The 26,799-nt window shown below is 54.2% G+C and carries 22 protein-coding genes; 1 reads left to right on the top strand and 21 read right to left on the bottom strand.

The window, feature by feature from the left end:
* Positions 1-8 precede the first annotated feature (8 nt).
* A complete protein-coding gene (locus M0P56_RS08890) occupies positions 9-821 on the top strand; it encodes a glycosyltransferase family 2 protein (protein ID WP_291509690.1) in 813 nt (270 codons plus the stop codon).
* A 197-nt stretch (positions 822-1,018) separates the two neighbouring features.
* Here the strand turns inward: M0P56_RS08890 and M0P56_RS08885 are convergent, their stop codons facing one another.
* The 21 genes from M0P56_RS08885 to M0P56_RS08785 all read right to left on the bottom strand — a co-directional run bounded on the left by M0P56_RS08885 (position 1,019) and on the right by M0P56_RS08785 (position 26,753).
* The gene (locus M0P56_RS08885) at positions 1,019-3,037 is read right to left on the bottom strand and encodes a hypothetical protein (protein ID WP_291509689.1); all 2,019 of its coding nucleotides are present in this window, start codon (positions 3,035-3,037) and stop codon (positions 1,019-1,021) included.
* Positions 3,038-3,373: 336 nt separating this feature from the next.
* Positions 3,374-4,411, bottom strand: a complete 1,038-nt coding sequence (locus M0P56_RS08880) for a glycosyltransferase family 2 protein (RefSeq protein WP_291509688.1) — start codon at positions 4,409-4,411, stop codon at positions 3,374-3,376.
* 126 nt (positions 4,412-4,537) lie between these two features.
* Complete coding sequence (locus tag M0P56_RS08875; protein WP_291509687.1) at positions 4,538-5,632, bottom strand: Wzz/FepE/Etk N-terminal domain-containing protein; 1,095 nt, start codon at positions 5,630-5,632, stop codon at positions 4,538-4,540.
* 212 nt (positions 5,633-5,844) lie between these two features.
* On the bottom strand, positions 5,845-6,474 hold the full coding sequence (locus M0P56_RS08870; protein ID WP_291509686.1) for a hypothetical protein: 630 nt from the start codon (positions 6,472-6,474) through the stop codon (positions 5,845-5,847).
* A 75-nt stretch (positions 6,475-6,549) separates the two neighbouring features.
* The gene (locus M0P56_RS08865; RefSeq protein ID WP_291509685.1) at positions 6,550-6,975 is read right to left on the bottom strand and encodes a type II toxin-antitoxin system VapC family toxin; all 426 of its coding nucleotides are present in this window, start codon (positions 6,973-6,975) and stop codon (positions 6,550-6,552) included.
* Positions 6,972-7,205: a hypothetical protein gene (locus M0P56_RS08860; RefSeq protein WP_291509684.1), complete on the bottom strand. Its 234-nt coding sequence runs from the start codon at positions 7,203-7,205 to the stop codon at positions 6,972-6,974. The genes M0P56_RS08865 and M0P56_RS08860 overlap by 4 nt, the downstream gene beginning before the upstream one ends.
* 160 nt (positions 7,206-7,365) lie before the next feature.
* Positions 7,366-8,808, bottom strand: a complete 1,443-nt coding sequence (locus M0P56_RS08855; RefSeq protein WP_291509683.1) for a mannose-1-phosphate guanylyltransferase/mannose-6-phosphate isomerase — start codon at positions 8,806-8,808, stop codon at positions 7,366-7,368.
* A 23-nt stretch (positions 8,809-8,831) separates the two neighbouring features.
* Entirely contained in the window at positions 8,832-9,779 is a 948-nt protein-coding gene (locus M0P56_RS08850; RefSeq protein WP_291509682.1) for a GDP-L-fucose synthase, read from the bottom strand.
* Positions 9,772-10,893, bottom strand: a complete 1,122-nt coding sequence (gene gmd, locus M0P56_RS08845; protein ID WP_366109997.1) for a GDP-mannose 4,6-dehydratase — start codon at positions 10,891-10,893, stop codon at positions 9,772-9,774. Before gmd ends, M0P56_RS08850 begins: the two co-directional genes overlap by 8 nt.
* Before the next feature lie 2 nt (positions 10,894-10,895).
* Positions 10,896-12,173: a WcaI family glycosyltransferase gene (locus tag M0P56_RS08840; RefSeq protein ID WP_291509681.1), complete on the bottom strand. Its 1,278-nt coding sequence runs from the start codon at positions 12,171-12,173 to the stop codon at positions 10,896-10,898.
* Positions 12,170-12,811 (bottom strand): FkbM family methyltransferase, encoded by a 642-nt coding sequence (locus tag M0P56_RS08835; protein WP_291509867.1) that lies wholly within the window; start codon positions 12,809-12,811, stop codon positions 12,170-12,172. The genes M0P56_RS08840 and M0P56_RS08835 overlap by 4 nt, the downstream gene beginning before the upstream one ends.
* Positions 12,812-13,038: 227 nt before the next feature.
* Positions 13,039-14,235, bottom strand: coding sequence for a glycosyltransferase (locus M0P56_RS08830; protein WP_291509680.1), 1,197 nt, complete (start codon positions 14,233-14,235; stop codon positions 13,039-13,041).
* 84 nt (positions 14,236-14,319) lie between these two features.
* On the bottom strand, positions 14,320-16,089 hold the full coding sequence (asnB, locus tag M0P56_RS08825; RefSeq protein WP_291509679.1) for an asparagine synthase (glutamine-hydrolyzing): 1,770 nt from the start codon (positions 16,087-16,089) through the stop codon (positions 14,320-14,322).
* 41 nt (positions 16,090-16,130) lie between these two features.
* On the bottom strand, positions 16,131-17,204 hold the full coding sequence (locus M0P56_RS08820) for a glycosyltransferase family 9 protein (protein WP_291509678.1): 1,074 nt from the start codon (positions 17,202-17,204) through the stop codon (positions 16,131-16,133).
* A gap of 161 nt (positions 17,205-17,365) precedes the next feature.
* Positions 17,366-18,865: a hypothetical protein gene (locus M0P56_RS08815; RefSeq protein WP_291509677.1), complete on the bottom strand. Its 1,500-nt coding sequence runs from the start codon at positions 18,863-18,865 to the stop codon at positions 17,366-17,368.
* A gap of 298 nt (positions 18,866-19,163) precedes the next feature.
* On the bottom strand, positions 19,164-19,919 hold the full coding sequence (locus M0P56_RS08810) for a bifunctional 2-polyprenyl-6-hydroxyphenol methylase/3-demethylubiquinol 3-O-methyltransferase UbiG (RefSeq protein WP_291509676.1): 756 nt from the start codon (positions 19,917-19,919) through the stop codon (positions 19,164-19,166).
* Positions 19,909-21,285 (bottom strand): hypothetical protein, encoded by a 1,377-nt coding sequence (locus M0P56_RS08805; RefSeq protein WP_291509675.1) that lies wholly within the window; start codon positions 21,283-21,285, stop codon positions 19,909-19,911. Before M0P56_RS08805 ends, M0P56_RS08810 begins: the two co-directional genes overlap by 11 nt.
* A gap of 49 nt (positions 21,286-21,334) precedes the next feature.
* The gene (locus M0P56_RS08800) at positions 21,335-22,090 is read right to left on the bottom strand and encodes a CpsB/CapC family capsule biosynthesis tyrosine phosphatase (protein ID WP_291509674.1); all 756 of its coding nucleotides are present in this window, start codon (positions 22,088-22,090) and stop codon (positions 21,335-21,337) included.
* Positions 22,090-24,594 (bottom strand): polysaccharide biosynthesis tyrosine autokinase, encoded by a 2,505-nt coding sequence (locus M0P56_RS08795; RefSeq protein ID WP_291509673.1) that lies wholly within the window; start codon positions 24,592-24,594, stop codon positions 22,090-22,092. Before M0P56_RS08795 ends, M0P56_RS08800 begins: the two co-directional genes overlap by 1 nt.
* A gap of 10 nt (positions 24,595-24,604) precedes the next feature.
* Positions 24,605-25,636, bottom strand: a complete 1,032-nt coding sequence (locus M0P56_RS08790) for a polysaccharide biosynthesis/export family protein (protein ID WP_291509672.1) — start codon at positions 25,634-25,636, stop codon at positions 24,605-24,607.
* Positions 25,637-25,712: 76 nt separating this feature from the next.
* The gene (locus M0P56_RS08785; RefSeq protein ID WP_291509671.1) at positions 25,713-26,753 is read right to left on the bottom strand and encodes a phosphatase PAP2 family protein; all 1,041 of its coding nucleotides are present in this window, start codon (positions 26,751-26,753) and stop codon (positions 25,713-25,715) included.
* Positions 26,754-26,799: the final 46 nt, after the last annotated feature.

Here is a 26,799-nt window from a genome sequence, read left to right as displayed (position 1 = left end):
ATATGACAATGAACCCCAGCATTTCCGCTGAAGTTAGGACTAACTGGCAAATACCAGCGTTCGAAACGCCTTTCTGGATGGGCCGGCAGCATCCATGGTGCGTGGTAATACCGGTAATCAATGAAGGCGACCGAATAAATAACTTACTAGTCAAAATGAAGGTGCTCAAGATTGATGCCAGCGCCGACATTATCATTGTCGATGGTGGAAGCAAGGATGGCTCGCTTGAACTGAACTCTCTGCAGCGCGTAGGCGTGCGAGGGCTGTTGGTTAAGACTGGTCCGGGCAAGTTAAGCGCACAACTTCGCTGTGCCTACGCCTTCGCGCTAGACCAAGGTTACGATGGGATCATCACTATCGATGGTAACGATAAAGATGACCCAGTGGCGATCTTTTCTTTTATCGCGGCTCTAAAGGACGGAGTAGATTTTGTACAGGCATCTCGATTCATCGCAGGTGGTGTAGCAGAAAATACCCCAATATCGCGAGACTTCGCCATTCGGTTTATCCATGCACCAATGCTGAGCCTGGCTTCTGGTTTCAAATGGACAGATACGACCCAAGGCTTTCGCGCTTATAGTAGAAAAATGCTTCTTGATCAGAATATAGCACCATTCCGTGAGGTGTTTATGACCTACGAGTTGCTGTCTTATCTTTCGTATAGAGCGCCGATGATTGGCTACAGATGCAAAGAACTTCCCACCGTTCGGAGGTACCCGAGAGAAGGTGTTCCGACAAAAATAAGCAGTATTAGCGGAAACTTATCCGTACTTATTATTCTGCTAAAAACGTGTTTTGGAAGCTACAATTTAAAGGGTTAAATAACAGTCACTATTCAGCGTTCCGTGGTTTACGTCTCGTTTTAAGGATCTGCACCCGTCCGAGCGTGATGGCTTAAGCTGCCACGGATGACCTGATTCAATTGGTAAGCTTGGGAGCTAACCGGGATAAGCACGGCAAGATTGTTGAGAATAATGACCTCGTATCCGTTCCGAACGAGCATCAAGAAAAAATTTCATCAAAGTTTCTCGATTTTCTCATTTGATGCCAGTTGATGTTGATGGCTAAACAAAGAACCTATGGAAAGTACGATAGCCAAACAAAGTAATGGGAACCCGGCTGACATATAGTTTGAATCTATCGCAGAAAACGCAGAAATATCAACAAAAAGTAGAATCACCGACTGGGTGGCCACTAAAATCAAGATGGTTCCAATTATAATAACATAATTATCTATATTTTTCCCAAACGATACGATGCGCCAAAGATAAATTAGGAGCATTACCAAAATTAACGGAGGAAGCACCATCCTATATACCTTGTTTATATAACGTAGAACACGATATGCTGGCGTAATACGTTCATTGTTATCAGTGTATTTAACATTATCAAAGAATAACGTGCCGCCACCAAGCTTTAGGACGCCCGGCTGCAGGTTGTTTACCTTCAGCGTATGTTCATTGTTTAATGCTCCAGTCAGTTGGATCTCACAATAAAGACTAGACGGGATTTCTATAGTAAATCTTTGGTAGTTTGCGGAAGGGTTTTTAACATACGCCGCAATATCCGGACTCGAACGTCTATCAACTGGAATTATCTTATTTTCACCGCCGCCAGAACATTTGACTTGAATCCACTTATCGTTATCCGGATAAAACCAACCACGTACATATAAACTATGTGGGTTGACGGCCGACGGCGTTCTTAATGGCCTGTTGAGAAAGTTCTCTATCGTTTCTATCCGATCATGATACCCAACGCTGTTCGGCGCAACACGCTCTGGTTCCTGCCACGACAATAATTTAACCAACTTTAGCAACTTAGCCGGCACAAGTCGCCATTGACTCGCAGTTACTGCCGGCATAAATGGGCTAATAATATTTTTTTTGCAGGTTAGTTTTCCTGTTGCGCAGGCATCATTAATTTGCTTTGTAATTAAATCATAAAAAGCGGATGCCTGCTGGGGTGAGTGATAGAAACCACGCGAGGCAACAGCGTCGCGTAGTGCCCATACGAAAGCAGTTCCAGGAATTTCTCCGCCGGGTGCTTCCCATCCTTTCCCTGGACCATCAAAATATGGTTTTAGGCTTGAAAAGGCGGGACTAACCGCATAGATAGCTTTTAGAACCTTATTTGGGGCGGGCACATATGGCTCCGGATTGCCAACACGCACACCTTGTATTGCCTGGACAGCATCCTCAAAAGATGTGCTTTTAAAGTCAACGACCTCAAAGGTGCCATACTTGATGAGATTAATGATTGCTACAGATGACCAAGTAAAGCATGCACTCGATATAAACAAGACCATAAGCATTATTAAATATGATGTTTTCCTGCGCAACAGTTTTAACTGTATAAGACGTATTGTGAAAAGCAAAAACAATCCTGGGATAATCCATATCCCATCTTCGCGCGTTATCCATAGCCACCCCACAACAAAGCCACCAAACAACGCCCAATTTCGTCCCTGTTTGAAAGTGGATGACAAAAAAGAAAACTGTAACACGCATGCCAGAATCAATAAGGCTTGAGCTGGGGTAATATCAGCACGCAATGTTCGAACTGGAATAATGGCCGGATGCCACAACATTGCCAGAAACGCGAATAGAGAAATCCATACAGAGGTACTTAACCGATAAATGACATTTGCCAATAAAAAACAAGCAAAAATATAAAGCATGGCTTGAGATAGTGTGACTGGAAGTCCAGATGCTGCATTCAACGCCAAAAATAGTGGATACCCAGGGCCTTTAGCTAACGTCATTTGATTATAGGCACCAAGCCAATTACCATGGAAAATACTTTCTGCATGTTGAACATAAAACGCGTCATCAAATTTTTCATTGGAAAGAAGACCAATAGGTATATTAATGCACATAAATATGTATAGTAATCCGGATAATGCCATGGAATATAGTAGACTGCGCGGAATGTCGCACTTTTTAACAATGTTATTCTGTGTTTGATAAGCAGCATTGGGCGTGTGTGTTAGCGGCTGCCTTATCGGCCTGAACGGATTATGGTTCCACAATTTCATGATCTGAAATCCATCAACGGCCATTCGACCGAGAAATTGTTAATGGTATAGTATAAAAACGGTGATATAATATTTTATGGTTTCTAATAATGCTTGGCATCGTCTGGCCTTTTTGAAAAATTCATACTGAATAGTAACTATTCACGAGGGGTATCGCTACCCCATCGCGGGCTGAGGGGGTTCTCCCTGAGAAGGTGGGACCAAAGCCTACAACAAATCGAGGCCCTGCTTGCCGTGGGTGTCCAGCTAAGATTAAATCGTGTGCAGAAGTCCGCCGCCGTCCGGCGACAGTGAAATACCACAGGAGGTAACGTCGGCAGTATGCGATATTTGCCGTCATGACTTTGCTTGTACAGCCAGTAATAATTTTTTTATTTTTGTAGTTACAACTTTTGGCATGTAAATTATAGTGATTCCTTTAAATATCAAAAAAAATCCGCACGGACTAAAAAAATATTTAGAGTAAAAAATGTATTGTTTTACGCCATTGGTTTTATTTTTCGTCCCATCAAATGATCGTAAAATCAAGCTGGAAATCGCATTGGCATTGAATGAGTGGATCAGTCGCTTTATGGCTTTTGCGCTACGATAATCTCCTTCATTTAAAAACTCACCTATGCACATCGCGGCGAGGTTGTTGTTATTGGATATCCACTCGCCAATCCTTGCTGTGAATGACACATTGGAAGTGTGTATTCGGTAATTGGTAAGCTCTTTGTCTATATAGGCGGCGATACCGCGCTTCATGACAATAGGCATCCATGCTTTGGCGTCGGCGATCAAAGAGAAGTTTTTTGATGAATCGTATCCCCCCAGCGATTGCAGGTCTAATGTCCTTATCATTACACTGCCAGGAAAAATAGATCGTTTACGTCTGAAAAAGTGCGTAATTATCGAGGCGGCAGATTCTAACTCCGGACCGTGCCTACCGTAGCCGATTATGGCTCCCACGGTATCCACTATCCGTGATTTGCAATAAACCATCCCAATCTTACTTCGATCAACACCCGCTTTTCCGTATTGAAAAACCTCGACCATTTCCTGTATCGCCGTTGGCTCTAGGAAGTCGTCATCCGAGAGTAGAATGAAAAACTCGCCACTTGCTTTCATTACGCAGGCATTTAAATTTCCTATCATGCCTAAATTGGTTTCCTGTCGAATGACGATTAAGCGATCATCATGATAGTCTTTTAGACGTTGCAATGTGTCGTCCGTTGACGCGTTATCTGACACTATTACTTCAAGGTTGGTATAAGTTTGTCCAAGGGCGCTGTTCAGCGCTTCAGTTAAAAACACGGCCCGGTTGTATGTCGGTATGGCAATAGTGACCTTGGGCTGTTCGGTAAGGCCGCGATTTTTTACCTCGGCGTTCATGCAGTTGTCCTCCTGTTGCAAGTCATTCGATGCACTACGCCCATTCTGGGCAAGCATCATGGCCATGTGCGAGCCAATGTAACCGGCGCCACCGACGACGAGGGCTTGGGGTGCTGCTTCATGATGTTACCCTGATGCTGCGGGTGGAGCCGAAGCCTTCCGGGACGCCACTGCGTAGGCGAGCAACGCATAAAAAACGCTCAACATCAGACCCATCAAGGCGCCTAACACGATAAAAACGGCTTTCCCTGGTCCCACGGGATCGATGGACGGCGATGACGAACGCACGATATGCGTGATTTGCAGCGCTTTCAATGATGCCTGTGCTAAGCCCATTTGTGCGGAATTAGCGGCGACTTTGGCATTGAGATCGTTTACTTCACGCTTCAATGTTTTCATCGTATTCAAGAGGGCAATCTGCTCTTTAGGTAAAGCCACGGAGCGCTCCATCTCCACTTTGAATAGCTGTTGCCGCTCCTGCGCCACTTGGTTGTTTTGAATCATCATGGTGAGGGCTGTAGAATCATTGTGGATATTGTGGATACCCTTTTTGACGAGTGGCCGCATCCTGTCAATTTCTTGTGCCATTCGAGCACCCTGACTTTGGAGTACTGTGTCCTTGGTTTTCAACAGGGCCAATTCACTGTTCACAGCGCGCTCTTGATCCAGCACATTGGCGATTTTGGTGGAGAGGGTTTGCGCAGTGGCTTGTAACTGACTAAGGTGGGCCTCTGCGGAGGCATTGGGCACGGCCGCGATCCTCGCGTTGTTGCTCACTACGCGCTGAAGCGAGGCGTTCTGAATCTGGCTGACACTATCGCCAAGACGCTTTGGTGCATCCGTCTTGATGCATACCAGTGAAGAATCTTTGGGGTTGGACGTCTTAAACTGTTTTGTATCAAAATGATTTTTCTTCTGACCATTGAGGACGCTGTCGACGACAGACGGAATATAGGCATTATCCAATTGCGCCATTGCGCTCTGTGGAGAGTCGATGAATATCGGTTGGCCATTGCCATCACGTCCAAGGGTACCCATACTAACACAGGCCTGATAGGTATAGTTGGTTGGGCGAATGAAGCTATATACACCCGCGAGCAAAGCGAACGCCGTGGTGATGGCGATGATCAGCGCTCTTTTTTGACGAAGTATTGCATATATTTCGTATAGGCTGATTCCGTCACCGTTTTCTGGCGGTCTTTCCTGGTCTAGGTTGTTCATGTGTAAATCATCCAGTTACGCGGGAAACCTCGGCCTTCAGGCCGGGGAGGGATAGCGCGGCGGTCACGGACCGCCCCGTTAGCAGCATGATCCAGTACACTCAGGTCAGGTAGTTCCATGCGTCTCCTCGGATATCTCTATGCGGCAACTTTACCAGCCGAAGGGGGTCTTGAATAGTCCGCTCACTACTGCGGACTCGGTCGATGTCTTTTTTATTTGCGAAAATGTAGTATCGCTTTCAGCGTGGGACGGGTCAGTCCAGACGGCAGACACGCGAACAGATAAGCCATGATGCAACGGAAACTTCCGGTCAGGCGAAACGCTTTTATCAGGCCTACCCGAGCCTCAGCATTCTCGCCAACTAGCAAACGGAATTTTGCTCCGTTGAAACTGGCCAATACCAGTTTTTTCTTGATAAGTCTGGTTTTTTCCGGGAAGGATTGATGCGTCAGAAAGTAGCTGAGCACAAACGCCAGACTTTCACCATTTTTAAAGGCTCCGAGCGACGTGGCGGAGCCCGCATGTACCCGGTATGACATCAACCTAGTCGGAATATAATAGCGCTCAAATGCCGACTTACAATGCAGAAAAGACATCCACAGGTCGTATGCGTGGCCTACGCGCTCATATATTTCGTCAAGGTCTATGGATCCCGCTCTGAATACGCGTCCGGAGGGTGTTGGTATTGCCTGATCGAAAAGAGCATCTACCCGATGCGTGAGCACCCCCTCAGCTAAACCCGTCCTACCATATCTCTTTGAATTTTGGTCGGATATGGACACATCTTCCAAGCGCACGATGTCGTCCTCGCCCAGGTACTTGCCGCTCTGCACCTCGATCATGACCAAGGCAGTGCCGCCTGCGCATACCGACCGACAAAGCCGTTGGCACCGGTGAGCAAGAGTCTCATGCCGTTATCATGTCCGCAGAAAATCCTCTAATAAAATAATGCACCCTTCTTTTTGCGCCTTATCAAAATACCGCCGGTCGGCGGTTACCAGCACAGCTTCGGGAAGAAGCAGAGCCAGCGCGTGATACAGGGTATCAAAAAGATGAGGCCCGTATCGCCGGGAAAGGTCGATGGCCAGCGTATACAGTTCCGGCCCTTCAGCCGCCCGGAAATCCAGCCGCAACAGATCTTCCATATCCTCCTCGGCAGTATCGGGTTTTTCACGCGCCAGCACTGCGGCCATTTCCGCATAAAAATGCGGCGGTTGGACGCTCTCCGCAACACCTGACAGCGTTTGCTCCAATAAGGCTATGGCCTGAGGGACGTGGTCTTCGTCAGCCCGAAAACGCAAAAACCACTTCAGTGCGACACTGGCATCAATGACCCAGTTCACGGGCGGCCACTTTCTCTCGCTTCCCGGCACTCGGCCGTACTCACTATCGGCGCCGACTCGCGACGCTCCAAAATGCGGGTAGCGGCTTGCCGTGCGCGAGCCTTACGCTGCGCACGATCCACTGCCTCCCGCATTAAAGCAGCGATGATGGCACTTTTGTTTTCCTTGCAAAAGGTCGCATTAAAGGCCACTTTTACCTCATCGGGAACGCTGAAATTGACTGTAGCCATCTTGAAACACCGTTGTTGAAGGATTCAACAACCACTATAGGTCGTCTTCTGCCCGACCGCAACGTATTTGACGGCGAAACGCCGCCCACTCCCGATCCACGAAGGCTGTGAATTCCGAGCCCAGCAACTGCACGTTGGGCCCCGCCTTGCTCCCTTCATGTTACGAAGCAACCCGCCCGTAGCGGTCATCGAAGCGCACGATGTCGTCCTCGCCCAGGTACTCGCCACTTTGCACCTCGATCATGACCAGGTCGATCACGCCGGGGTTGAGGAGGCGGTGGGGGATGCCGGCGGGGATATAGGTGGACTCGTTGGTGTGGACCAGACGATCCTCGTCGCCGTTGACGATCTTGGCGGTGCCCGACACCACGATCCAGTGCTCGCTGCGGTGGTGGTGCATCTGCAAGGAGAGTGCCGCCCCCCGCTTGACCAGAATGCGCTTGATCTTGAAGCGGGCGCCTTCCTCCAGCACCGTGTAAGTGCCCCAAGGCCGGTGGACGGTGCGGTGCAGCTTGTAAGCCTGGTGGCCGCGCCGCTTGAGTTCGGCCACGATCTGCTTCACGTCCTGATCGCGGTCCTTGCGGGCGATGAGGAGCGCATCGGGAGTATCCACCACGATCAGTTCCTCCACGCCCAGCAGGGCGGTCAGACGGTCCGTGCTATGGACGATACAGTTCTGCGCATCTTCCAGTACGCTCTCCCCCAGCACCTGGTTGCCGCTACCATCCTCGGCGAGCAAAGCGCCGAAAGAGGTCCACGAGCCGATGTCGCTCCAGCCGAAATCGCCCGGCACCAGCGCCACCCGGTCGGCGTGTTCCATGACGGCATAATCCACGGAGATGTCCGTCACCTGCGCGAAGGCCGGTGCTAGTTCCCGGAAATCTGTCTCGCAGCGCCCTTCGGCCCAGGCGGCGCGGATGTCCTGATCGAGTTGCGGCTGAACGCTCGCCAGGGCGGACAAGAACGCCTCCGCGCGCAAACAAAACATACCACTGTTCCAGGTGTAACCGCCCTGGGCCAGAAACGCGGCGGCGGTGGCGGCATCGGGCTTTTCGACAAAGCGGCGCACGGCGAACCCCAGCGTTTCGCCATCCTTGGTCAGGGCTTCCCCACCTTCGATGTAGCCATAACCGGGTTCCGGCCAGGCGGGCGTGATGCCGAAGGTCACCAGATACCCTGCTTCGGCCAGACGCTGCGCCCGGACGACGGCGGCGGCAAAGGCGGCCTGATCCTGCACCAGATGATCGGCGGGGAGCACCAGCAGGGTGGCTTCCGGCCCGACCATCGCTTCCGCCTGCAGGGCGGCGGCGGCGATGGCCGGTGCCGTGTTGCGGCCCACCGGTTCCAGGATATAAAAAGCCTCCCGTTCTCCTACCTCGGCTACCTGTGCATAGACATCACGGGTCTGGAAGTAATACTCCCGGTTGGTGACGGTGATGAAACGGGTCACCTCCGGCAGGGCCAGCGCCCTTTGCAGGGTCTTTTGCAACAGCGTTTCGCCGTCGGGCAGTTGCAGAAAGGGTTTGGGATGACTCTGGCGCGACAAGGGCCAGAGCCGCGTGCCGGCGCCGCCGGAGAGGATGACGGGGATCAGTGGGTTCATTCGGTAGCCTCCATGGTGGGAATTTATCGCGCTAACTGATCCACATACCAACGGTAGGTAGCCGCCACGCCATCGCGCAGCGGAATCCTTGCCTGCCACCCGAGATCATGCAACCGTGTCACGTCCAGCAGCTTGCGGGGTGTGCCGTCCGGCTTACTGCGATCATACATGATGCGGCCCCGGTACCCGACGACATCGGCTATCAGGGTTGCCAGTTCGGTAATGCATACATCCTCACCAACGCCCACATTGATGATATGCTCGTCGCTGTAATGCTGCATCAGGAACGTCGCCGCGCCTGCCAGATCGTCCACATGCAGGAACTCGCGCCGGGGCGTACCGGTGCCCCAGACCGCCACTTCGGGTGCTTGCACCGTTTGGGCCTCATGGAACTTACGGATCAGCGCCGGCAACACATGTGAAGTCTGCGAGTCAAAGTTATCACCCGGCCCATAGAGATTGGTCGGCATCAGATTGATCGCATCAAAGCCGTACTGTCGCCGATACGCTTGGCACAGCTTGATTCCCGCGATCTTGGCCACGGCATACCACTCGTTGGTCGGCTCCAGCGGCCCGGTCAGCAGGTCATCCTCACGGATCGGCTGCGGTGCCATCTGTGGGTAGATACACGAAGAACCCAGAAACAATAATTTGCGCACGCCGTTACGAAATGCCGCATCGATCACGTTACTCTGGATCAGCAAATTGTCGCGGATGAAATCGGCCGGGTAAGTGGCGTTGGCAACAATTCCTCCAACTTTGGCCGCAGCGAGAAACACGAACGCGGGCCGTTCATGCTCGAACCACACATTCACTGCCGCCTGATCGGTCAAATCCAGTTCGGCGCGCGAAGTCAGCAGCAAATTATCAAAGCCGTCGGCTTGCAAACGGCGCATAATCGCCCCGCCGACCAATCCGTGATGGCCCGCCACAAAAATCCGGGCATCGCGTACCATAGCCCTCTCACTCATGATGGTCATAAACGTGATGACCCGCGTCTTTCACCAGCCGATAGCGCCGCACCTCCTCCAGATCGGCATGTACCATTTCACGAACCAGGTTGGCAAACGAAGTTTGCGGCGTCCAGCCTAGCCGGTCCCGCGCTTTGGCAGGGTCGCCCAGCAGGGTTTCCACCTCCGTCGGGCGGAAATAGCGCTGGTCCACGCGCACAATCACCGCGCCCGGCTTTACCGCACACCTATTCGACGCCTTCGCCACCACCGCCGTTTCGTTCATGCCCACGCCACGCCAATCCAGCCGCATGCCCAGCTCCGCCGCCGCACAATCCACAAACTCACGCACCGAATGCTGCTCGCCGGTAGCAATCACGAAGTCCTCCGGTGCATCCTGTTGCAGCATCAGCCATTGCATCTCCACATAATCGCGCGCATGCCCCCAATCGCGTAGCGCACTCAGATTGCCGAGATACAGGCACGATTCCAGTCCCTCGTAAATGCGGGCCAACGCACGGGTGATCTTGCGCGTCACAAAGGTCTCGCCGCGGAGGGGCGACTCGTGATTAAACAAAATACCGTTGCAGGCGTACAGCCCGTAGGCCTCACGGTAATTCACCGTAATCCAATAGGCGTACAGCTTAGCCACCGCGTAAGGTGAACGCGGATAAAAAGGCGTGGCTTCCGTCTGCGGTACTTGCTGCACCTTGCCGTACAACTCCGAAGTCGAAGCCTGATAGAACCGGGTCTTGTCCTGCAGCCCGAGGATGCGGATCGCCTCCAGCACCCGCAGCGTACCCATGGCGTCGCTGTTGGCGGCGTACTCCGGGCTCTCGAACGACACCGCCACATGACTCTGTGCGCCGAGATTGTAGATCTCATCCGGCTGTACCTGCTGGATGATGCGGATCAGGTTGGTGGAATCGGTCAGGTCGCCGTAATACAGAAAAAGTCGCTGGTTTTCAATATGTGGGTCCTGATAGAGGTGATCCAGGCGACTCGTATTGAACGAAGACGCCCGCCGCTTGATGCCATGCACCTCGTAGCCTTTGTTCAGCAGAAGCTCCGCCAGATAGGTACCGTCCTGGCCGGTGATGCCGGTAATCAAGGCGCATTTGTTCATTTTAGTCATTCTCATCCCTTTTCTGAACATGTCATACCCTGCCGATGCGCAATCAGCGCCAAGATTTGTTGCTCGAATCGGGACAAGATAGCGTCACGGTCGAGATGGGTTTCCGCGTAGTGTCTGGCATGGTTGCTGCATTGAGCGCGCAACGTCTGATCCGCCGCCAGCGTCAAAATGGCTGCTGTCAGCGCTTCTGAATCACCGGGCGGCGTAACCAGGCCCGTCGTGTGCCCCGCCACGATCTCTGCCAATGCGGTGCCTGCGTCCGCAGTGGCTACACAGGGCCGACCGGCGGCCAGAATGTTGGTGAGTTTGGACGGCATGACCAGATCCGCCGCGTCCCGTCGTTGCACCACCAAATGGATGTCACCGGCAGCGAGCATCTCCGCTAGCCGTTCCACCGGCTGCACCGGCGCAAAGCGCAGATTCCGCAGACCCATCGCCGCCGCCTGCCGTTCCAGACGGGTTCGCGCTCCGCCGGCGCCCACCATCAGGAATTGCAGGCGCGGCTCGTCGGCACACCGCCGCGCCGCCTCCAGTACCACCTCCAGCCCCTGCTTCTCCCCCATACCTCCGGCATAAAGGATCAGCACGGTCTCCGGGTCCACGCCGAACTCTTTACGAAAATCGTTCGCGCGCGGGCCCGGTCGCACTGCCTCGATGTCCGCCCAGTTCGGGAACAGCCAGGCGCGTTCCGGCGGTACACCCTTCTCGATCACGCGTTGGCGCATCGCCTCGGAAATGGTAGACACCCGCGTGGCATGGTGCAGCAGAAAGGCTTCTATACGATACAGTGCCTGCCCCAGCATGCCGCCCGGTAACATGCCCAGGCGCAGCGCGGCATCAAGTTGCAAGTCCTGGACATGCAGCACCCATGGCACGCCTCTGATCCAGCTATACAGAAGCGGCCATATTCCGATTTGCATCGGCGGCATTACGGCGATCACCACCCCCGGCTTTTGGCGCAAAAAAAAACGCGGTAGCCAGAACCTCGCCGCGCCCCAGGTAAAGCTCGTCTCCAGAAGAATGCGCGTTCGTGTTCTCAGACGGTCCGCTGCCGGTACATAATGCCGGGCGCGATGCACCTGCACGCCCGCCAGCGTCTCGCTATGGAAGCGGAATCCGTCATAACCCGCCGCCACCTGCCACTGCGGATAATGGGGTAAGCCGCAGACCACCTCTACCGCATGTCCCTGCGCGGCCAGCCATTCCGTCATTTCGCCGGTGTATTTGCCTGTGCCGGTGGGCTCAGGGGCGTAGTTGAGGCCGTAGATCAAAAACTTCATGCTGTTATTGGCCTGTCGGACGCACGCTCGAACAAAAAATCCGCCTGAATCGCTTTGCCCCATTTGTCGTAGGCCATGTTGAACACGCCGCAAAGGGAGAGCCCGCGTTCGCGCAGCCAGGCAATCACCTCATCCGCCAGAGCCTGCCCCTCATACAGCTCGACGAACGAACACTCCGCATAAACCCAGGAAAACGCGTGCAGCAACGACCCGCAGCCCTGCAGGGCCGTGAGTTCAAAACCCTGCACATCCAGCTTCAGCAACGCAGGGCCACGCAACTCGACTGAGCCAAGGCAGTCTTCCAGGCGCATGACGCGAACGGTTTGGGTACCCGCTTCAGCCGTGCCGGGAAATAGCGCATTCTGCGTGGCCGTAATGGGCAATAACGATGAGGAGTCATCGCGTGCCGAAACGTGAATGGTGGCTTCGCCCGGCTCCAATCCCACCGCCACTGAGAACAGACGCACGTTGTCGTTGTCGGCAAACAGCTTCCGAAAAATTTTTGCCGGTTGGGGCAACGGTTCGAACGCCAGCACCCGTGCAGCAGGGCAAGCATGCCGCGTGGCCAGCGTAAATTGTCCCCGGTTGGCACCAATATCCACCACCATCGCCGGTTGCAGGCGCTGCAGCATGGCCACGTGTTCCAAGCCAGGGGCCACGCCTTGCCGTAATGCACGAGCCCAATGCGCATCTCTTGCGCTCAGTGTGCGCGCTGCTTTACTTATTTTTCCAAAAAGCCCCATGCTTCACCTCGAAGTAACCCGCTTGCGCTACATGTGCAAGTTGTAAACTCCAGGCACGTTATGTACCCGTAACTTATTCCGAAATAATTAAAGAAACATCAGGCTATTCGGTTCCGTTACTATTATAGATCAGAATAGCGAGTCTTGTTTTGTCGAATCACTGACTCATATTCTCGTGAAAGCGCGTCCACAATATTAGGCCAAGTATAGCGTGTCTGAGCCGCCTCTCGCCCGGCCCGCCCGATGACGCCCCTCCGCTCCGGGTCCACCAATAGCGCGATCACCGCCTCCGCAACCTCATCGGCTTCGCAGCGCGTCACCAGACCCGCCCCCGACTGGGCTACCTCTGCATAAATATTTACCTGATCCGAGATCACCACCGGCAAAGCGCAGGCCATGGCCTCTACCACGGTCATGCCAAAGTTCTCCGTATAAGACGGCAATACGAAAACATCGGCGTCCACATAGGCCTGAATCACATCCGCCCCATCCAGATGCCCGACGAAATGCACTGCTTCCGTCAGGCCGCGATCGGCCACCCAGGCGCGCACCTGTTGCCCGAAGCGGTCATTTTCCGGGCCGACGATGGCAAGCTGCGCACCGACGATCCGCCGCCGGATCGTTTCAAAGGCCGGGACCAGCAGATCAAGCCCCTTCTTGGGGTGCAACCGACCCAGAAACAACACCAGCGGGGCGTCACCCAGCCCCAGCGCCGAGCGGAAAGCCCCCCTGGTGGGTAATTGCGCATACCGGCCCCAATTGATGCCGTTCGGCACCACGAATGACGGCGCGCGCAACCCCAGAAATGCCGCCCGCTGCCGTTCATCCTCCGCTGTATAGTGAATAGCTCCGGCCCCATGCAGGTTGGGGAGATCGAACCAGCGTTCATACAGACGCTTCAGCCATACGCTGCGTGAACTTTTCGTATAGAGATAAGGATCCAACGCCCCGTGTGGGCGTATTATATACGGTACATTCTGCTTGCGCGCCTGATAAGCGGCATAGGTCGGTGGGAAGCGATATAAGCCGTGGATATGGACAACGTCGAACTCTCTAAGACGGATTTTGATAAATTTTCTGAAGTTCCACGACACTGTAAGGGGCCTGAATTGAACAGGGAAGCAAAAGAGTTGCACTCGATCATTGCAGATGGTGCCTTGACCAGCCGCGCGTAATATCCCGGATGGATAGTCCACATTGGTGGTGCATACCGTCACTTCATGACCTGCATCGGCCTCCGCGCAAGCCAATGCGCTCGCCACCGATACGGGGCCGCCATATCGGGGCGAGAAAGACTCTAGCACGTGGAGAATCTTCATCCGCGTTTACCAGATGCAGTGGACCGTAGCACCCCTCTCATACGGAATCCGTCATAATATAGCCCGTACCAATGACCGTGATCTTCATGTGGTTTTACCCTCGATTTTCCAGTTTGGGCATGTACCACCAAATGAATCCAGTATGTTTACCGCCCAGGCTCGATGGCCCCGTAGCATTGGAGCGTGCCCATGGCGCCCCTGAACGTCATTGCATAACCAATCTCGCACAGGAACAGCAAAACCTGTCTTGGGCCGTATGAGCAGGTCGTTCGGTAGAGGCCTGCGCGGTGCCTGACCAAAGTCCTTTTTGGTCCAAGGCTTGCCCTCGTGGGCGGATCGAAGAACAATGAGTTGTTTAAAGAGTTGAGCATCGACTAGCGGAGTACGTATTTCCAGGCTGTGTGCCATCCCGGCCCAGTCTGCATCCCGCAACAGACAGTTTTTTAAATAAACGGCCAACTCCAGCGCCATGACCTGATCATGGGGCGATGCGATTCCGTGGATAACCCGGTTCAGGTTTCCCATTACATCCAATGATCCCAGCCCTTCACTTGCGATCTCGTCACCCAGAAGCGCTGGGATCTCCCAAGGCATAAACAAGGCCCGCCGCAATAGATAAGCACCGCTGATCGTACCTCCGTATTCCAGCACCCCCGCATATTTGGGTGAAGTCCTGCGCGATAGGGTAGGCGAAAGTACATGACGCACCCATTTCCCCCAACCCGATGGAAAACCGTGAAGTCGATGGACTAGGCGCGGTACATCGCGAAAGGAAGGGTAACCACCAAACACTTCGTCTCCACCCACGCCGGAAAGCGCCACTTTTAGCCCGCCCGCCACGGTCGCTTTGCTTACAAAATAGGTGTTCACGCCGTCGATAGTCGGTTGATCCATGGCTGCAAACAGTCGTGTACGTTCTTCAATAAAGTCCTGACGACCATATTGCACCACACGATGATTCACTCCGACACGCTGCGCTGTTGCACGTGCCTGTGGTACCTCATCCTGCTCTTGCCCTGTATATTCCTGAAATCCCAGTGTTACAGTCTGCAGGGATGCAGGATCGGCGCACTCAGTTGCCAACGAAAGCAATGCACTGGAGTCGATCCCCCCCGAGAGAAATAAACCCACCGGAACATCCGCGATCAAATGATGACGCATACTGTCCGCAAGTGCTGCATGTAGATCGGCTACTTGCAGATCCTGGCGCGCACCGGTACGCAAAACCTCCAGCGGATCACAATACGAACGGATAATCGCCGCTTGACCTCGCCTCCAGAACATCTGGTGTCCAGCGGGTAGGGCATGGATATCACGATAAATGGTATGCGGATCGGTGACATACCCCCAAAGACAAAATGAGACCAGACCCGCAGAGGAGAGTATATTGGTGACGCCTCCGGCCATCAGTGCTTTCACTTGAGAAGCAAAAAGCAATTGCTGCCCATCATCGACGTAATACAACGGCTTTATCCCAAAGGGATCGCGCGCCAGTAACAACTGCTGCGTTTTGCCATCCCAGAGCGCAAAAGCAAACATCCCCCGCAAGCGGTTAACAAAGTCCGCCCCGAGCAGGTCATACAGATGCAACAAGGTTTCCGTATCACTGTCGCTCACATAGCGCGCGCCTCGCGCCTCACACCATGCGCGCAGTTCCTTATGGTTGTAGATTTCACCATTAAAAACCACATGCAGCCGCTGGTCAGGTGATGCCATTGGCTGTGCGCCCCGTTCGCTCAGGTCGACGATGGACAATCGGCGATGGGCTAAGCCTACGCCCGCAGCATCATCCACCCATAAGCCAGCATCGTCGGGGCCGCGCACGCGCATGGCTTCGCGGATTCGCAGCAGCATCTGTACATCAACCGCCTTGTGCTCATGAAGAGCGATGCCTGCTAATCCGCACATAACGTATCGAATCCCAAAATTCCGGCAACGGCGTCCATAACATCTCTCACCCTGATTGATTTAATACATGCTTTATCGTATTTTTCACAGACTTCCAGGTTACATCCCTGGCACGGCATTGGTTGATACAACACGCGGTGTTGCTTACCAAAGGGAAACCATATGCCCGGTAGATTTCTAGAGCTGAAGATGGCGACGCAGGGTGTACCCACAGCGGCAGCAAGGTGCATGGGTCCGCTATCGTGTCCGATGAAAAAACGAGATTTCTGGAGCACTGTTGCAGATTCTCTAACGCTTAATTGGCCGCACAGATTAATTGACGGACCACGCCAATAAGTCATTAGTTCCGCACTGCGGATGCGCTCATCGTTCGCACCCAACGTGAGAAGAGTCCAATTCGGTAGACGCCTACTAAGAAACGCTAACAATGCCTTCCAATTTTCGTCACCCCAGTCATTCACGTTGAACTTGGTCCCAATACTTACGGCCAATGCATGCGTACCTATATTCTGTGAAGAAAAGACCATTAAAGATTTTTCGTGCTCAGAATTAGATAATTCGAGCTGAAAAGTATCTTCATTCACTCGGAAATTACCCAGTGTGTGCAAGCACCGCAACAATCGTGCGCCTTCATACTCGTAATGTTGTCCATCGACTCGAAGCGGGCGCTGGAATCTTTGGGTGTATGGAACACCGATCAACCGTTGAATGCCACAAGTTCGAAAAAATGCAGCGTCACGCAGTGCTTTTATAAGACCTCGCGGTTCAGCTAAATAGACTAAAGCGATAGGCCGTAGTTTGCGAATGCTTTGGCGTAGATGCAATATGCCGCGCAGGTTACGCAAGCCAACGGGATACTCAAGGTAATTATGCACCAACCCAGTACCATCAAGTATCTGCGCCATGGGGGCTGCCTTTGCGTTCACGCTAAAGTTAGTTAGCATCCAACGTTGAGCATGCGGGAAGGCGCGCTCAATCAAGCGCAAGGCCGGCAGGGCGACGATAGTATCGCCAAGTGATCCGAGACGATAGATTAGGATATTAGGCGCCTCAACGTTCATAAATCTCTCTTACATGCCAATGAAATGTGTCATGCTGGACCTGCGCATCAAATATCCCTGCCAATTCGGGGCGAATTTATATCAGGCATCGCTGCCCACATGCCTATCAAACGTACATCCACGCGGTCGCGCACCGATTAACCAGTATTGGTACGGTGGACTCACCTTTCCATAGAGTGTCCCCCGGGCATGTCAGGAATTCCACCCCAGCGAACATGTGACAGCCGCCTGAGTAACCAGAACAATGCGAAAAATAACGGTGCACTACGTAAAACAAATCCTGCGTACTGGTTGAGAGTACCTTGTCCAGCATACACAATAAGGAATTGCATATAGAAAAATATAGCATAGACGTTGCGATGTAAATTCCAGCCCAATTTTTTCAAGGTGGCTAGAAACACAAAAAAGGTAAAAAATGGAATCAACAGCACACCCATGACACCGTAGCCAGCATAGGCCTGCCCGGCGAGAGGCACGGTGGGAAATTTCCCACCCGCCGGATTGATCAAGCCCAAGTCGGCTACGATGTGATAAGCCTCGGTGTACTTCGGCTTGTCCGAGTAGACGATTTTCGGCAGCAACCGGGTCAAGGCGGGCCAAATGACCGAGCCACCTATCGGCCCTTGTCTATTGACCTCCGCGATCACCGGGTCGATTTGTTGTACTGAGGCATAGCGGCCAAGTACCTGCTGCCCACGTCCGTTGCCGCCGAAATAGTTGTAATAACTGCCACCGCGAAATTCGATTTCGCCAAGTTCGTCGTAATGATCAAGCTGACCACCTTGAATCACGGCAGCCGCTCCTTCGGCTATCAGAGTAATGCGCTGCCGTACGTCCATTTGTTGCTGTCCCATATAGCGCCAAGCCTGGATCATGGGTACGAATACCATGAGGAATATCCCCGCGCCAATTGCAAACGCGACGATTTGCCGCACAGGTAGTCCGCGCCTGTAGAACAGCATGGTGGCAAAGTAGCTGATCACCGGATAAGCCGCTTGCGCCTTGGTGTTGCTCAATACCCCCAGAAATACGCCGACCGCAATGATCAGGCCCAGCGGCACGTCGAACGCACGGCGGTCGCCGCTGCAATTCAGCAGCAGTGCCGTGCGTGCGATCACGGCCATCAACAGCAAGTCGCGAAATATTGCGAAGCCACCGAAACCGCTACCACCCGGCTGCTGAAAGTGCTGATTGACAAACCAGAACACCACGCCCAGCACGAAGCCACCCCAGGATAGCCAGCGCAACTCGTGCGGCGCCTCCGCTGGCCGGAGTAAAGGCACACCGAGATCAAGCTTGCGCACGATTAGTAATGCTACAAATAACGCCGTACTGCTAACAGCGAGCACCAAAAAAGAATCTACCGGGGCGTAAAGGTGACTACCCAGCGTCTGACCCATCAGGGTTTTCGCATCTGTTGCCACCAACACATTGCCCAACATGTAAAACAGTGCCAGCCATGCGCCAGCGTTATAGGCACCGAGGCTCATAAATGCCAGCAGCCCGGTCGCCACACTAATCAAAGCCAACAGGACGAGCACGATAGATGACCCCATCGCCAGTTGCAGTGCTAAAGCCACGAGTGCAGACACGCCAAGATACAGCCCCATCTTGCGCGCGTTCAATTGCATTATCCAGCGGCTGGATATAGCGCGATTCACCGCTCCTCCTGAAAAACTTGTTGCGTTTTATTAAGTAGTTGCGCCATCACCATTTCATTGAGCATGCGGTACACCCCTCGCCTGCGCCTCCACGAAATTCGGCTGGCGCACCAGTGCGAGCAAGGTATAGTAAGAGACGGTCCTGAGATAGTTGCGAAACCGAATGCCAGCGCCCCATCCATTTCGAGTTGCCAAGCCAAAGCCAGGGATCGATGATGCGTACTTCATGGCCGAGCTGTTCCAGCGCACGATGCAGCGATGTCCCCCCCCCGTTCCTGGCCGATGTAGGCAATACGCATCACATCTCCCGTCGAGCCACGGCGAGCAGGTTTTGCGAGAACACCGCACTGTGATCGAAAGCGCCGGTTTCGACCGCAATGTAGAACAGCAGCCCAGCGCGGATCACGGTCCACCACCCAGCGCGGACCAGGCTTTTCAAGCCATGCAGCACCGGGCGATCCTCGAAGCAACGCACTCCCGAAAATCCGCTGCTCAAAAGCACCTGCGCCAAGGACTGTCGCGTGAAGGCCAGTTCGTGCGTGTAATCCCCATAACGCATACGGCTACCAAATGGCCCTTCCGCATTAGGTACATGGATGATCCAGCGCCCGTCCGGCTTGAGCACGCGGTGCACCGCGTCGATCAGCCCGACGAGTTCGACTTTGGTAAAATGCTCAATCAGATCAAAGGCCACCACCACATCCTGCGAGGCGGCGGAGGTTTCCCGCAGCACATCCATCACATTGCCCTCGCTGACGCCCTGGATACCCAGGCGCCGGGCAGCGCCTACCTGTTCCGGGGATCCATCCACGCCGCGAGCATTGCGGTAGCCAGCTTGTTGGAGGGCATAAAGCAAAGTGCCGTGACCGCAGCCGAGTTCAAGAATGGCGGCATGAGTGTTCTCTGGGAAATGCCGCCGGATCATCTGTCTGAAGTACGGCAGCCGCGGCGCCAACCCATCAAGGTTGGTGGGCGCAAGCGGGCGGTCGCGGGCGCTGACATATCCAGCATAGATGCGTTCGCGGTAGATCGCGCGTGGGTCGTCAGAGGGCATGTGTACTCCGTGTCATGAGTCGTTTCAGATAAGGGCGGATATCCAGCATGGCCCCCAACATAGCCGCTACAGGCAATCGCACCAGCGCGCTTGCCTGACGCAGCAGATAGACCGTCATGAGGGCATCCATCAGCAATAGCGCAAGTCCCGCATCGGACAGGATGCCGGTCGTGCGCAACAACAGCATGGCCACCATGACGGCCAGCAGTGACGAGATGACGTACCAGACTGCGGGGCGCAGATGACGATTGGCGGCTTTGAGCAGATTCAGGCCGTTGTACCAAAACACACTCGCTACGGCGGACAACAACAGCCAATCGAACAACTGCGTATCTATCCGTACCTTGCCATGCGTCCACAGCAGCACAATCCATCCACCCATAAAATGCAATGCCATGGCCACAATCAGCGCCAGCCAGAAACCGGCGCGCAGGCTGTGCGCATATAGCCCGCGCAGCAGGGACATATCCTGCGCGCCCCACGCACGCGCTAATTCCGGCTCAACCGCATGGCTGACAGACAAAACCATCTGTAGAGCGAGACGCGTGAGTGTACGCAGCACGGAGAATGTCACCACTGCCGCGGGTCCCAGTGCAGTTCCCACTACCAGCACCATACCCTGGATATTGAGTGCCTGCGCCAGCGGCATGGCGACGTTTGCCAGCGCAGGTTGTGCCAAGGCCCGCAATTCTGTCAGGCGGGCGTGCGCAAAACCGGGCTTGAGGGAACGATGTCGATGAAATAGCAACACGGCGACGGATGGTGTCACCAACACGCGAACCGCGAAGAACCAGGCTGCGGCTACCAGCAGGCCGTGGCCAAAAGCGGCTGCCAGCCATACGCCAGATTGTTGCACCAGCAATGCCGTGTAGTAGATGCCGACATGTAATGGGTATTCCCCATTCGCGCGAAATCCGGCATGGTTGACGCCATCCGCCAGTTTGATGAGCACTTCCGCAGCCAGTAGCCACAGAACCCAGCGAACGTCCGATATTGGGAGCTCGGTAAAATGCAGCCAGTCCTGGATTGGTAGCGTTGCGATGAGCAGTGCGGAAATGGCTAGCCCTGCCAGGGCCACGCTATAAACCAGTGCTGACAGACTTTGAAACACCACCAATGTACCTGCGGTGTCGCCGCGGGCCATGCGCGCCGTCATGTCATTGGCCGCGGATAGTGAGAACCCGAGATCGGTCATAGACAGATAAGCAGGAACAGCGAACAGAATCATCCATTCGCCATAGAGCGTCACTCCCCAGTAATGCAGCAGGATTGGCACACTAGCTAGTTGAATGATAACGATCACCACTTGACCGTAGGCATTAGCGCCCAAACCGTGCAGGATGCGTTTGATAATCGCTGAATCCATCAGCTAAAACCGCTTGAACAGCATGGTGCCGTTGCGGTGAAAGCCGCTGTCATGCAGCCAATTCCTCTAGAACGGTATTAATCCCTTGTCCGCTCTTCACCAACAAGGCCAATCCTGGTGCTATATAGCGCTCCAATTGTGCGGTACGATGTAGGTCTGTTCCCCAAAGTGTTGGAAGTTCATGATCCAAAAGCCAACGTGCGAAGGCTTGTGGATGCGGACCGTACTGTCCAACCAGGCTCCCAATATCGCACTGCAACCAGGCGCCAGACTGCTCTATTTTTGGCAGCCATTCCGATCTCCCGAACTGAATGTAGCGATATCGCTCCACATGTGCCAGTACGGGTTGATACCCGGCGTTGCTCAGCGTTACGAGCACATCCATGCCACGCGGAGCTAGCATAAGGGCAGGGAATTCCACCAATACAAGTTTTCTTTTCCCTACGGCCAGATACAACAAATTGTCGCGGGCAATGGCATCAAAAATGGTTTCATCTACAAAGTATTCGGCGGCCAAATGTAGGCTGAATCCGCTGCCGACACTCTGCTGCAGGGTATGGAAGGCTTCGCGAAGCTGTTCGGGGGTATTGTCATAGACACCTGGATAGATATGCGGGGTAAGCACGGCCCCCCGGTAACCGAGGGCGCGCATGCTCTCGATGGCGGCTTGCGTTTCCTCCAGGCTGCGCAGTCCGTCATCCACTGCCGGAAGCAAGTGGCAATGAAAATCCCAGGTCGCTGCTGCGGGTTCCCGTAGCGAAGCTGCCGGGGATGCGGTTGGCCAGAAGCGGCGCAGCGCCCGCATCACCGTTTCTTACCCAGACGCTTCAGTAGCGAACGCCATCCACTAACAGTGGGCTGTAATGATTCGCTGTTGACATCAACGCCATAGCCATAGCCATAGCCATAGCTCCCTTGGACACGGATGCCATTGATGATCAGGCCCAGAGGTCGGTCCAGGCTGAGAATTCCTTGCAAATGCTCCTGGTATGCACGGCGCGGAGTGTGTTCGACCTTGGCAATCGTTAGCAGACGATCGGCAAGCGGGCCGATTATCAATAGGTCACCGACCATGGGGAACGGCGGCGTGTCCATCAGGACATAGTCGTAATGGGGACGCAGATCGGCCAGTAATTGGCCCATCTTACCAGAACCCAGGTGTTCACTGGGATTGGGAGGGATATTGCCGGCGGTGATCAGGTCGATACCTATGCCTTGCAGGTGATGCAGCACCTCCTGCCAAGTGGAGCGACCGGCGAGGACGCCCGCTAAGCCGGGTTCCTGGGTCACATTGAAGGCCAGATGGGCATGGGGATTGCGTAGGTCGGCATCCATCAGGAGGACCTTTTTGCCATCCTGGGCCAGGGCCACGGCGAGTTGAAAGGCTAGTGTGCTTTTGCCATCACTGGGGATGGCCGAGGTTAATGCGACAACCTGCCCGCCACCGTCCCCGGCGGCCAGATAAAAGTTGCCGCGGAGCAGGCGCAGTGCTTCGCCATAACCGGAGCGCGGCTCCGGCATCTGGAACATCGATGCTTTGCTACGGAAAACCTGGTGTGCCAAGGGGAGCAGCCCATATACGGGGAGGAAGGGGTAGCGGCGGCGTAACTCTTCATCGCTGCGAAAGCCGGGGTGCAGGAGGTAGCGACCGACGACGATGCCCATGCCCAGAAACACGCCCAGCAAGCCAAACAATACGACATCCTTTTTGGCGTTGGGCGCAACTGGACGGTCACGCACCAGGGCGGTGTCCAATATCCGGTTTTTAGTGAGAGTGCTGGCCTTGTTGATGGCCGCCTCTTCCTGCTTTTGCAGGAGGAACATATAGAGCTTACCCAGCACTTCGCTGGAGCGTGTCAAAGAGATGACTTCCAATTCGGAGTGAGGAAAAGTGGCCATCTTGGTCTGATGCTGTGCAATGATGCTGTTGATGGACTGTAGTTGTTGCGTCGCCATCTGCTCCTGGTTTTGGACGAGTTCGCTGATGGCGGAGCGGATGGTGGTAAGTTTGGCCTGGGCCTGTATCATCTGCGGAGCGGCGCTGGTATACAGCTTTTGCAAAGAACTGACTTCACTCTGAGCCGCGACCAAGTGGCCGCTGAGTTTGTCTAAGACAGGGTCCTGGATGCTGCTAAGCAAGTAAGGGTTCAAAGCCCCGCTGGGCTGGGTCAGAGCCTTGCGGATTTGCGTCAGGCTATAGAGGGTGATCTTGGCTTGGGAACGCTGAGTTTCGTAGTTAGCCAATTGGCCGATCATGGCTTTGGCGCCAGCGGAAACGGCAATCACGCCGCTCTTGCTCTGGTAGCTGGCAAGACGGGCATCGGCAGTGGTAAGGGCCGTGCGAATTTTTTCCAATTGCCGACTCAGGTAATTATAGCTGGCCCCTGCTTGGTCGGTGCTCCAGGACTGGGTTTCGCTCAGATACGTGTGCATAAGTTCACTTACGAAGCGCTCGGCAGCGAAGGGATCACTACTTTTGTAGTGTATATCCACCAGATAGCTAGTCTTTTTACCACCCCCGCCTATACGCCCATCCTGAGTAACCGAAATTGCTCCGGTTTTGATCATGGTGTCATAAGCCTCCATAGCGTTCTCTATACGGATACGGTATTCCGCATGGACTGGGGGTACATAGTGGGCGTGTACGGCACGCAAGATCAGACGTAATCCTGGACCAACGGCCGGCTGGTCGAGTTGGCCAGTAAGTAATGCCAGCCCATGATGAAGAATCTGATATTGCCCACCGTGGCCAAAGCGTATGGTAAGCTTTTTTTTCTTTAAGTTAGGATCGGTTATATTCCCATAGAGCGCACGCAACGCATCCGGGGCTGGGTCGTACAGAGAAAGGGTCTCACCGCCGAGTTTCCAACCAGCAAAAGTCAAGGCGGGGCGCTGTCCGGCTCTCCAAACCTCGGAATTGATCCCTGCGGATAGGATGGCCCGCTTTACCATATCCCTGCTGCTGATGATTTCGACTTGGGTTTCCATATTGGAACCGTGCGCGAGGCCAGTAAGCAGAGAAATACTGCTGGCGGCTTCAGAGGAAAGGGACTGGTTTTTTTCTACGCTGGCCAGATAGAGTGATCCACCAGCCATGAATTCTGGCCGACTCATAAGAACCACAATCACCGTTAGAATAGCTAATCCACCCCCCATAATGACCGGCCATTTCCAGCCGATTTTAATGGCGTGTAATACCGGCTCGAGCTCGATTTCGTCGCGCTCAGCATCGCGACCCGCATTCAAGGGCCTCTGGGAAACATCCATGGTGACGTGTTGTGTTTTCTCTGGCGCGTGTTTATCCGGCACGTAACCCTTCCTATTTAGTTAAATATTTGATAGAAACAAACGGATTCAGGACCGCACTGATGGCTTGCAGCGAGGGCAGTAAAAGTTGCAGCGCCTGGTTCCAACTGCTGATGTCCGTTTGCGGCACAAAAACGATATCCCCAGACTTGAGGTAGAATGGTGCCGCTTTGCCTTCCAGGATGCGCCGGGCATTCACTACATAGAATTGTCCGGTAGCACCTTCTGAGCGGATGATGCGGATTTCGCTCAGACGCGCGATAGTGAGGTTATTCACGTTCATTCCCGCATCAGACAACGCCTGCAACAAACTCAGGCGGCCATTGACAAAGGGGACCGCCCCCGGCGTTACCACGGCGCCAAACACATAAGCGCGCATGGTGGACACGCTGGGGACCACCACCGTGTCTCCGGTTTGCAATGGGATATTTTGTTGCAAATCACCCGCCACGATCAGTCGATGAAAATTCACTGGCAGTTTTCGGCCATCTTGTACTACATAGGCGCTACGCAGATTGGCCTGGGCCAGATTGACGGAGCCGCCCAGCGCCATGGCCTCCAGCACATTCAGGGGGCGGTCGGAATATACGAGCCCTGGCTTGGTGAACTGGCCAAGCAGGTAGTAGCGAATGCTGTGGGTGACTTGGAGCTGGACGGACACCTTGGGATCAATGATATACCGCGCATAGAGTGTGGTCAGATGGGCCTGTAACTGCTTTGTGGTCATGCCCGCCACATGGACCACGCCAAGCAGCGGAAGCTGAATGTTCCCGTCATTGCTGACGAGGGTCCCAATCAGCCCCGTAGAAGCCATCCCCGGCTGGGGCACGGAGAGATCCGGATGCAGGTAGACAGAGATGGATACCACGTCCCCAGCCCCCAGATGATAGGTGATACTCCGGTGCAGAAGGCGATCCACGGTCGCCGGGGAGAGATGATCTTCATGCTGGGAAAGTACTGCGGAGGGCAATGCCTGCTTTTGCTGTGGATAGGTCGGTGCCGGCGACCCGGTCATGATCGCACAGCCGGTAAGGACGCTGCTCATCAGCCCCAGCCATAAGCAACTGCGCCAGAAATGCTTGTCTCGGAGGGTTCTCGATAAGGACGTTTTGTTTTGGGTATTAAAATTTGCCATAGAAGCCAACGCCATCTCCAAATATCATGAAACCATAGTCACTTTTGGCAAAATAGCGGTTAGTGAGATCAGCGGTGAGCCAACCGATAAAGCCACCCGCGACGACATCCGATGCCCAATGACCGTCCTGCGCGAGAATACGGGTGATCCCTACCGCAAAGGGGATCGTATACAGCCAGGGCTGGTGATAAATCTGCGCATAGGGGGTGATCACCGCGAAGGCAATGGCGGTATGGCCAGAAGGAAAGGAAGCGGTTGGACCGCCGTTATTGTTAAAAAGGAAGCTGGTGGTTATCACCCGATACCGCGAACTGAAGGGATAATATTGCGTGGAACTGCTGTTGGGTCCGCTGGGTCTTGCCCGCCCGACGGCATATTTCAGCAAAAAAACTTCCGCTGTTGTGATTGCCGCTGCGGTGAGCGCGACGCTGGAAGCATGTGCCAGTTTGGCGCTGGCCCAAGGGCTCTGAAACCAGGTCGTTCCGGCAAATATCAGGGAGCTGTCCGTGAGTGCGTCGGCGATATTCAACGGCACATGGCTACGGAAGCTATAGCTCAAGTGGGTCTCGACGTAATGGTTGATGCCATGATCAAGAAACATCGTGGCACCTGTTGCAGCCACTCCGATTCCGGCCACCCCCCAGAGGGTGTCGTACCAGGGTGTGCTGCCGGGGGGGAGGGGCGGAACCAGACCCTGAACCGGCGGCTGTTGCAGATTGGAAGGTTCGGTCCACCATGCGGGCATGGTAGGCTGGACATTTTCTGGTGCTATGGGATGGGTGTGAATGATGGCCGACTGTGGGCCAAGTGGGCGCTCCGAGGTCATTGCCGAATCGTTGGTCGGGCCACTCCCGGTTGCCGCCGTGTTTTCCAGATAACCAGGTGCCAACCCGGCGGCAATCAGTTTTTGGGATGGCGCTTGCCCATAGGGATAGGTAGCCAGCCATGAACATCCTTCAGCGGATGCCAGTGGCGTCCCGATAATCGCAGCAATAACACCGCCCACGGCCCAGACAAGTCGCGCCATATCTTCTCCCCGAGCAATTCGTTTACTGCTATCCTTGGAAGAATCC

Source organism: Acidithiobacillus sp. (genome assembly GCF_023229925.1).
Lineage (GTDB): Bacteria > Pseudomonadota > Gammaproteobacteria > Acidithiobacillales > Acidithiobacillaceae > Acidithiobacillus.
This window is presented reverse-complemented; position numbering and strand designations above follow the sequence as displayed.

Excerpts from the sequence above, each read along its gene's own strand:
- M0P56_RS08855 (WP_291509683.1), bottom strand. The coding sequence starts at position 8,808 with ATGAACCCACTGATCCCCGTCATCCTCTCCGGCGGCGCCGGCACGCGG.
- M0P56_RS08785 (WP_291509671.1), bottom strand. The coding sequence starts at position 26,753 with ATGGCGCGACTTGTCTGGGCCGTGGGCGGTGTTATTGCTGCGATTATC.
- M0P56_RS08820 (WP_291509678.1), bottom strand. The coding sequence starts at position 17,204 with ATGAACGTTGAGGCGCCTAATATCCTAATCTATCGTCTCGGATCACTT.
- M0P56_RS08840 (WP_291509681.1), bottom strand. The coding sequence starts at position 12,173 with ATGAAGTTTTTGATCTACGGCCTCAACTACGCCCCTGAGCCCACCGGC.
- M0P56_RS08800 (WP_291509674.1), bottom strand. The coding sequence starts at position 22,090 with ATGCGGGCGCTGCGCCGCTTCTGGCCAACCGCATCCCCGGCAGCTTCG.
- M0P56_RS08875 (WP_291509687.1), bottom strand. The coding sequence starts at position 5,632 with ATGAACAACCTAGACCAGGAAAGACCGCCAGAAAACGGTGACGGAATC.
- M0P56_RS08890 (WP_291509690.1), top strand. The coding sequence starts at position 9 with ATGAACCCCAGCATTTCCGCTGAAGTTAGGACTAACTGGCAAATACCA.
- M0P56_RS08830 (WP_291509680.1), bottom strand. The coding sequence starts at position 14,235 with ATGAAGATTCTCCACGTGCTAGAGTCTTTCTCGCCCCGATATGGCGGC.
- M0P56_RS08885 (WP_291509689.1), bottom strand. The coding sequence starts at position 3,037 with ATGAAATTGTGGAACCATAATCCGTTCAGGCCGATAAGGCAGCCGCTA.
- asnB (WP_291509679.1), bottom strand. The coding sequence starts at position 16,089 with ATGCTGCTGCGAATCCGCGAAGCCATGCGCGTGCGCGGCCCCGACGAT.
- M0P56_RS08880 (WP_291509688.1), bottom strand. The coding sequence starts at position 4,411 with ATGAACGCCGAGGTAAAAAATCGCGGCCTTACCGAACAGCCCAAGGTC.
- M0P56_RS08790 (WP_291509672.1), bottom strand. The coding sequence starts at position 25,636 with ATGAGCAGCGTCCTTACCGGCTGTGCGATCATGACCGGGTCGCCGGCA.
- M0P56_RS08810 (WP_291509676.1), bottom strand. The coding sequence starts at position 19,919 with ATGCCCTCTGACGACCCACGCGCGATCTACCGCGAACGCATCTATGCT.
- M0P56_RS08850 (WP_291509682.1), bottom strand. The coding sequence starts at position 9,779 with ATGAGTGAGAGGGCTATGGTACGCGATGCCCGGATTTTTGTGGCGGGC.
- gmd (WP_366109997.1), bottom strand. The coding sequence starts at position 10,893 with ATGACTAAAATGAACAAATGCGCCTTGATTACCGGCATCACCGGCCAG.
- M0P56_RS08805 (WP_291509675.1), bottom strand. The coding sequence starts at position 21,285 with ATGGATTCAGCGATTATCAAACGCATCCTGCACGGTTTGGGCGCTAAT.
- M0P56_RS08860 (WP_291509684.1), bottom strand. The coding sequence starts at position 7,205 with ATGGCTACAGTCAATTTCAGCGTTCCCGATGAGGTAAAAGTGGCCTTT.
- M0P56_RS08870 (WP_291509686.1), bottom strand. The coding sequence starts at position 6,474 with ATGATCGAGGTGCAGAGCGGCAAGTACCTGGGCGAGGACGACATCGTG.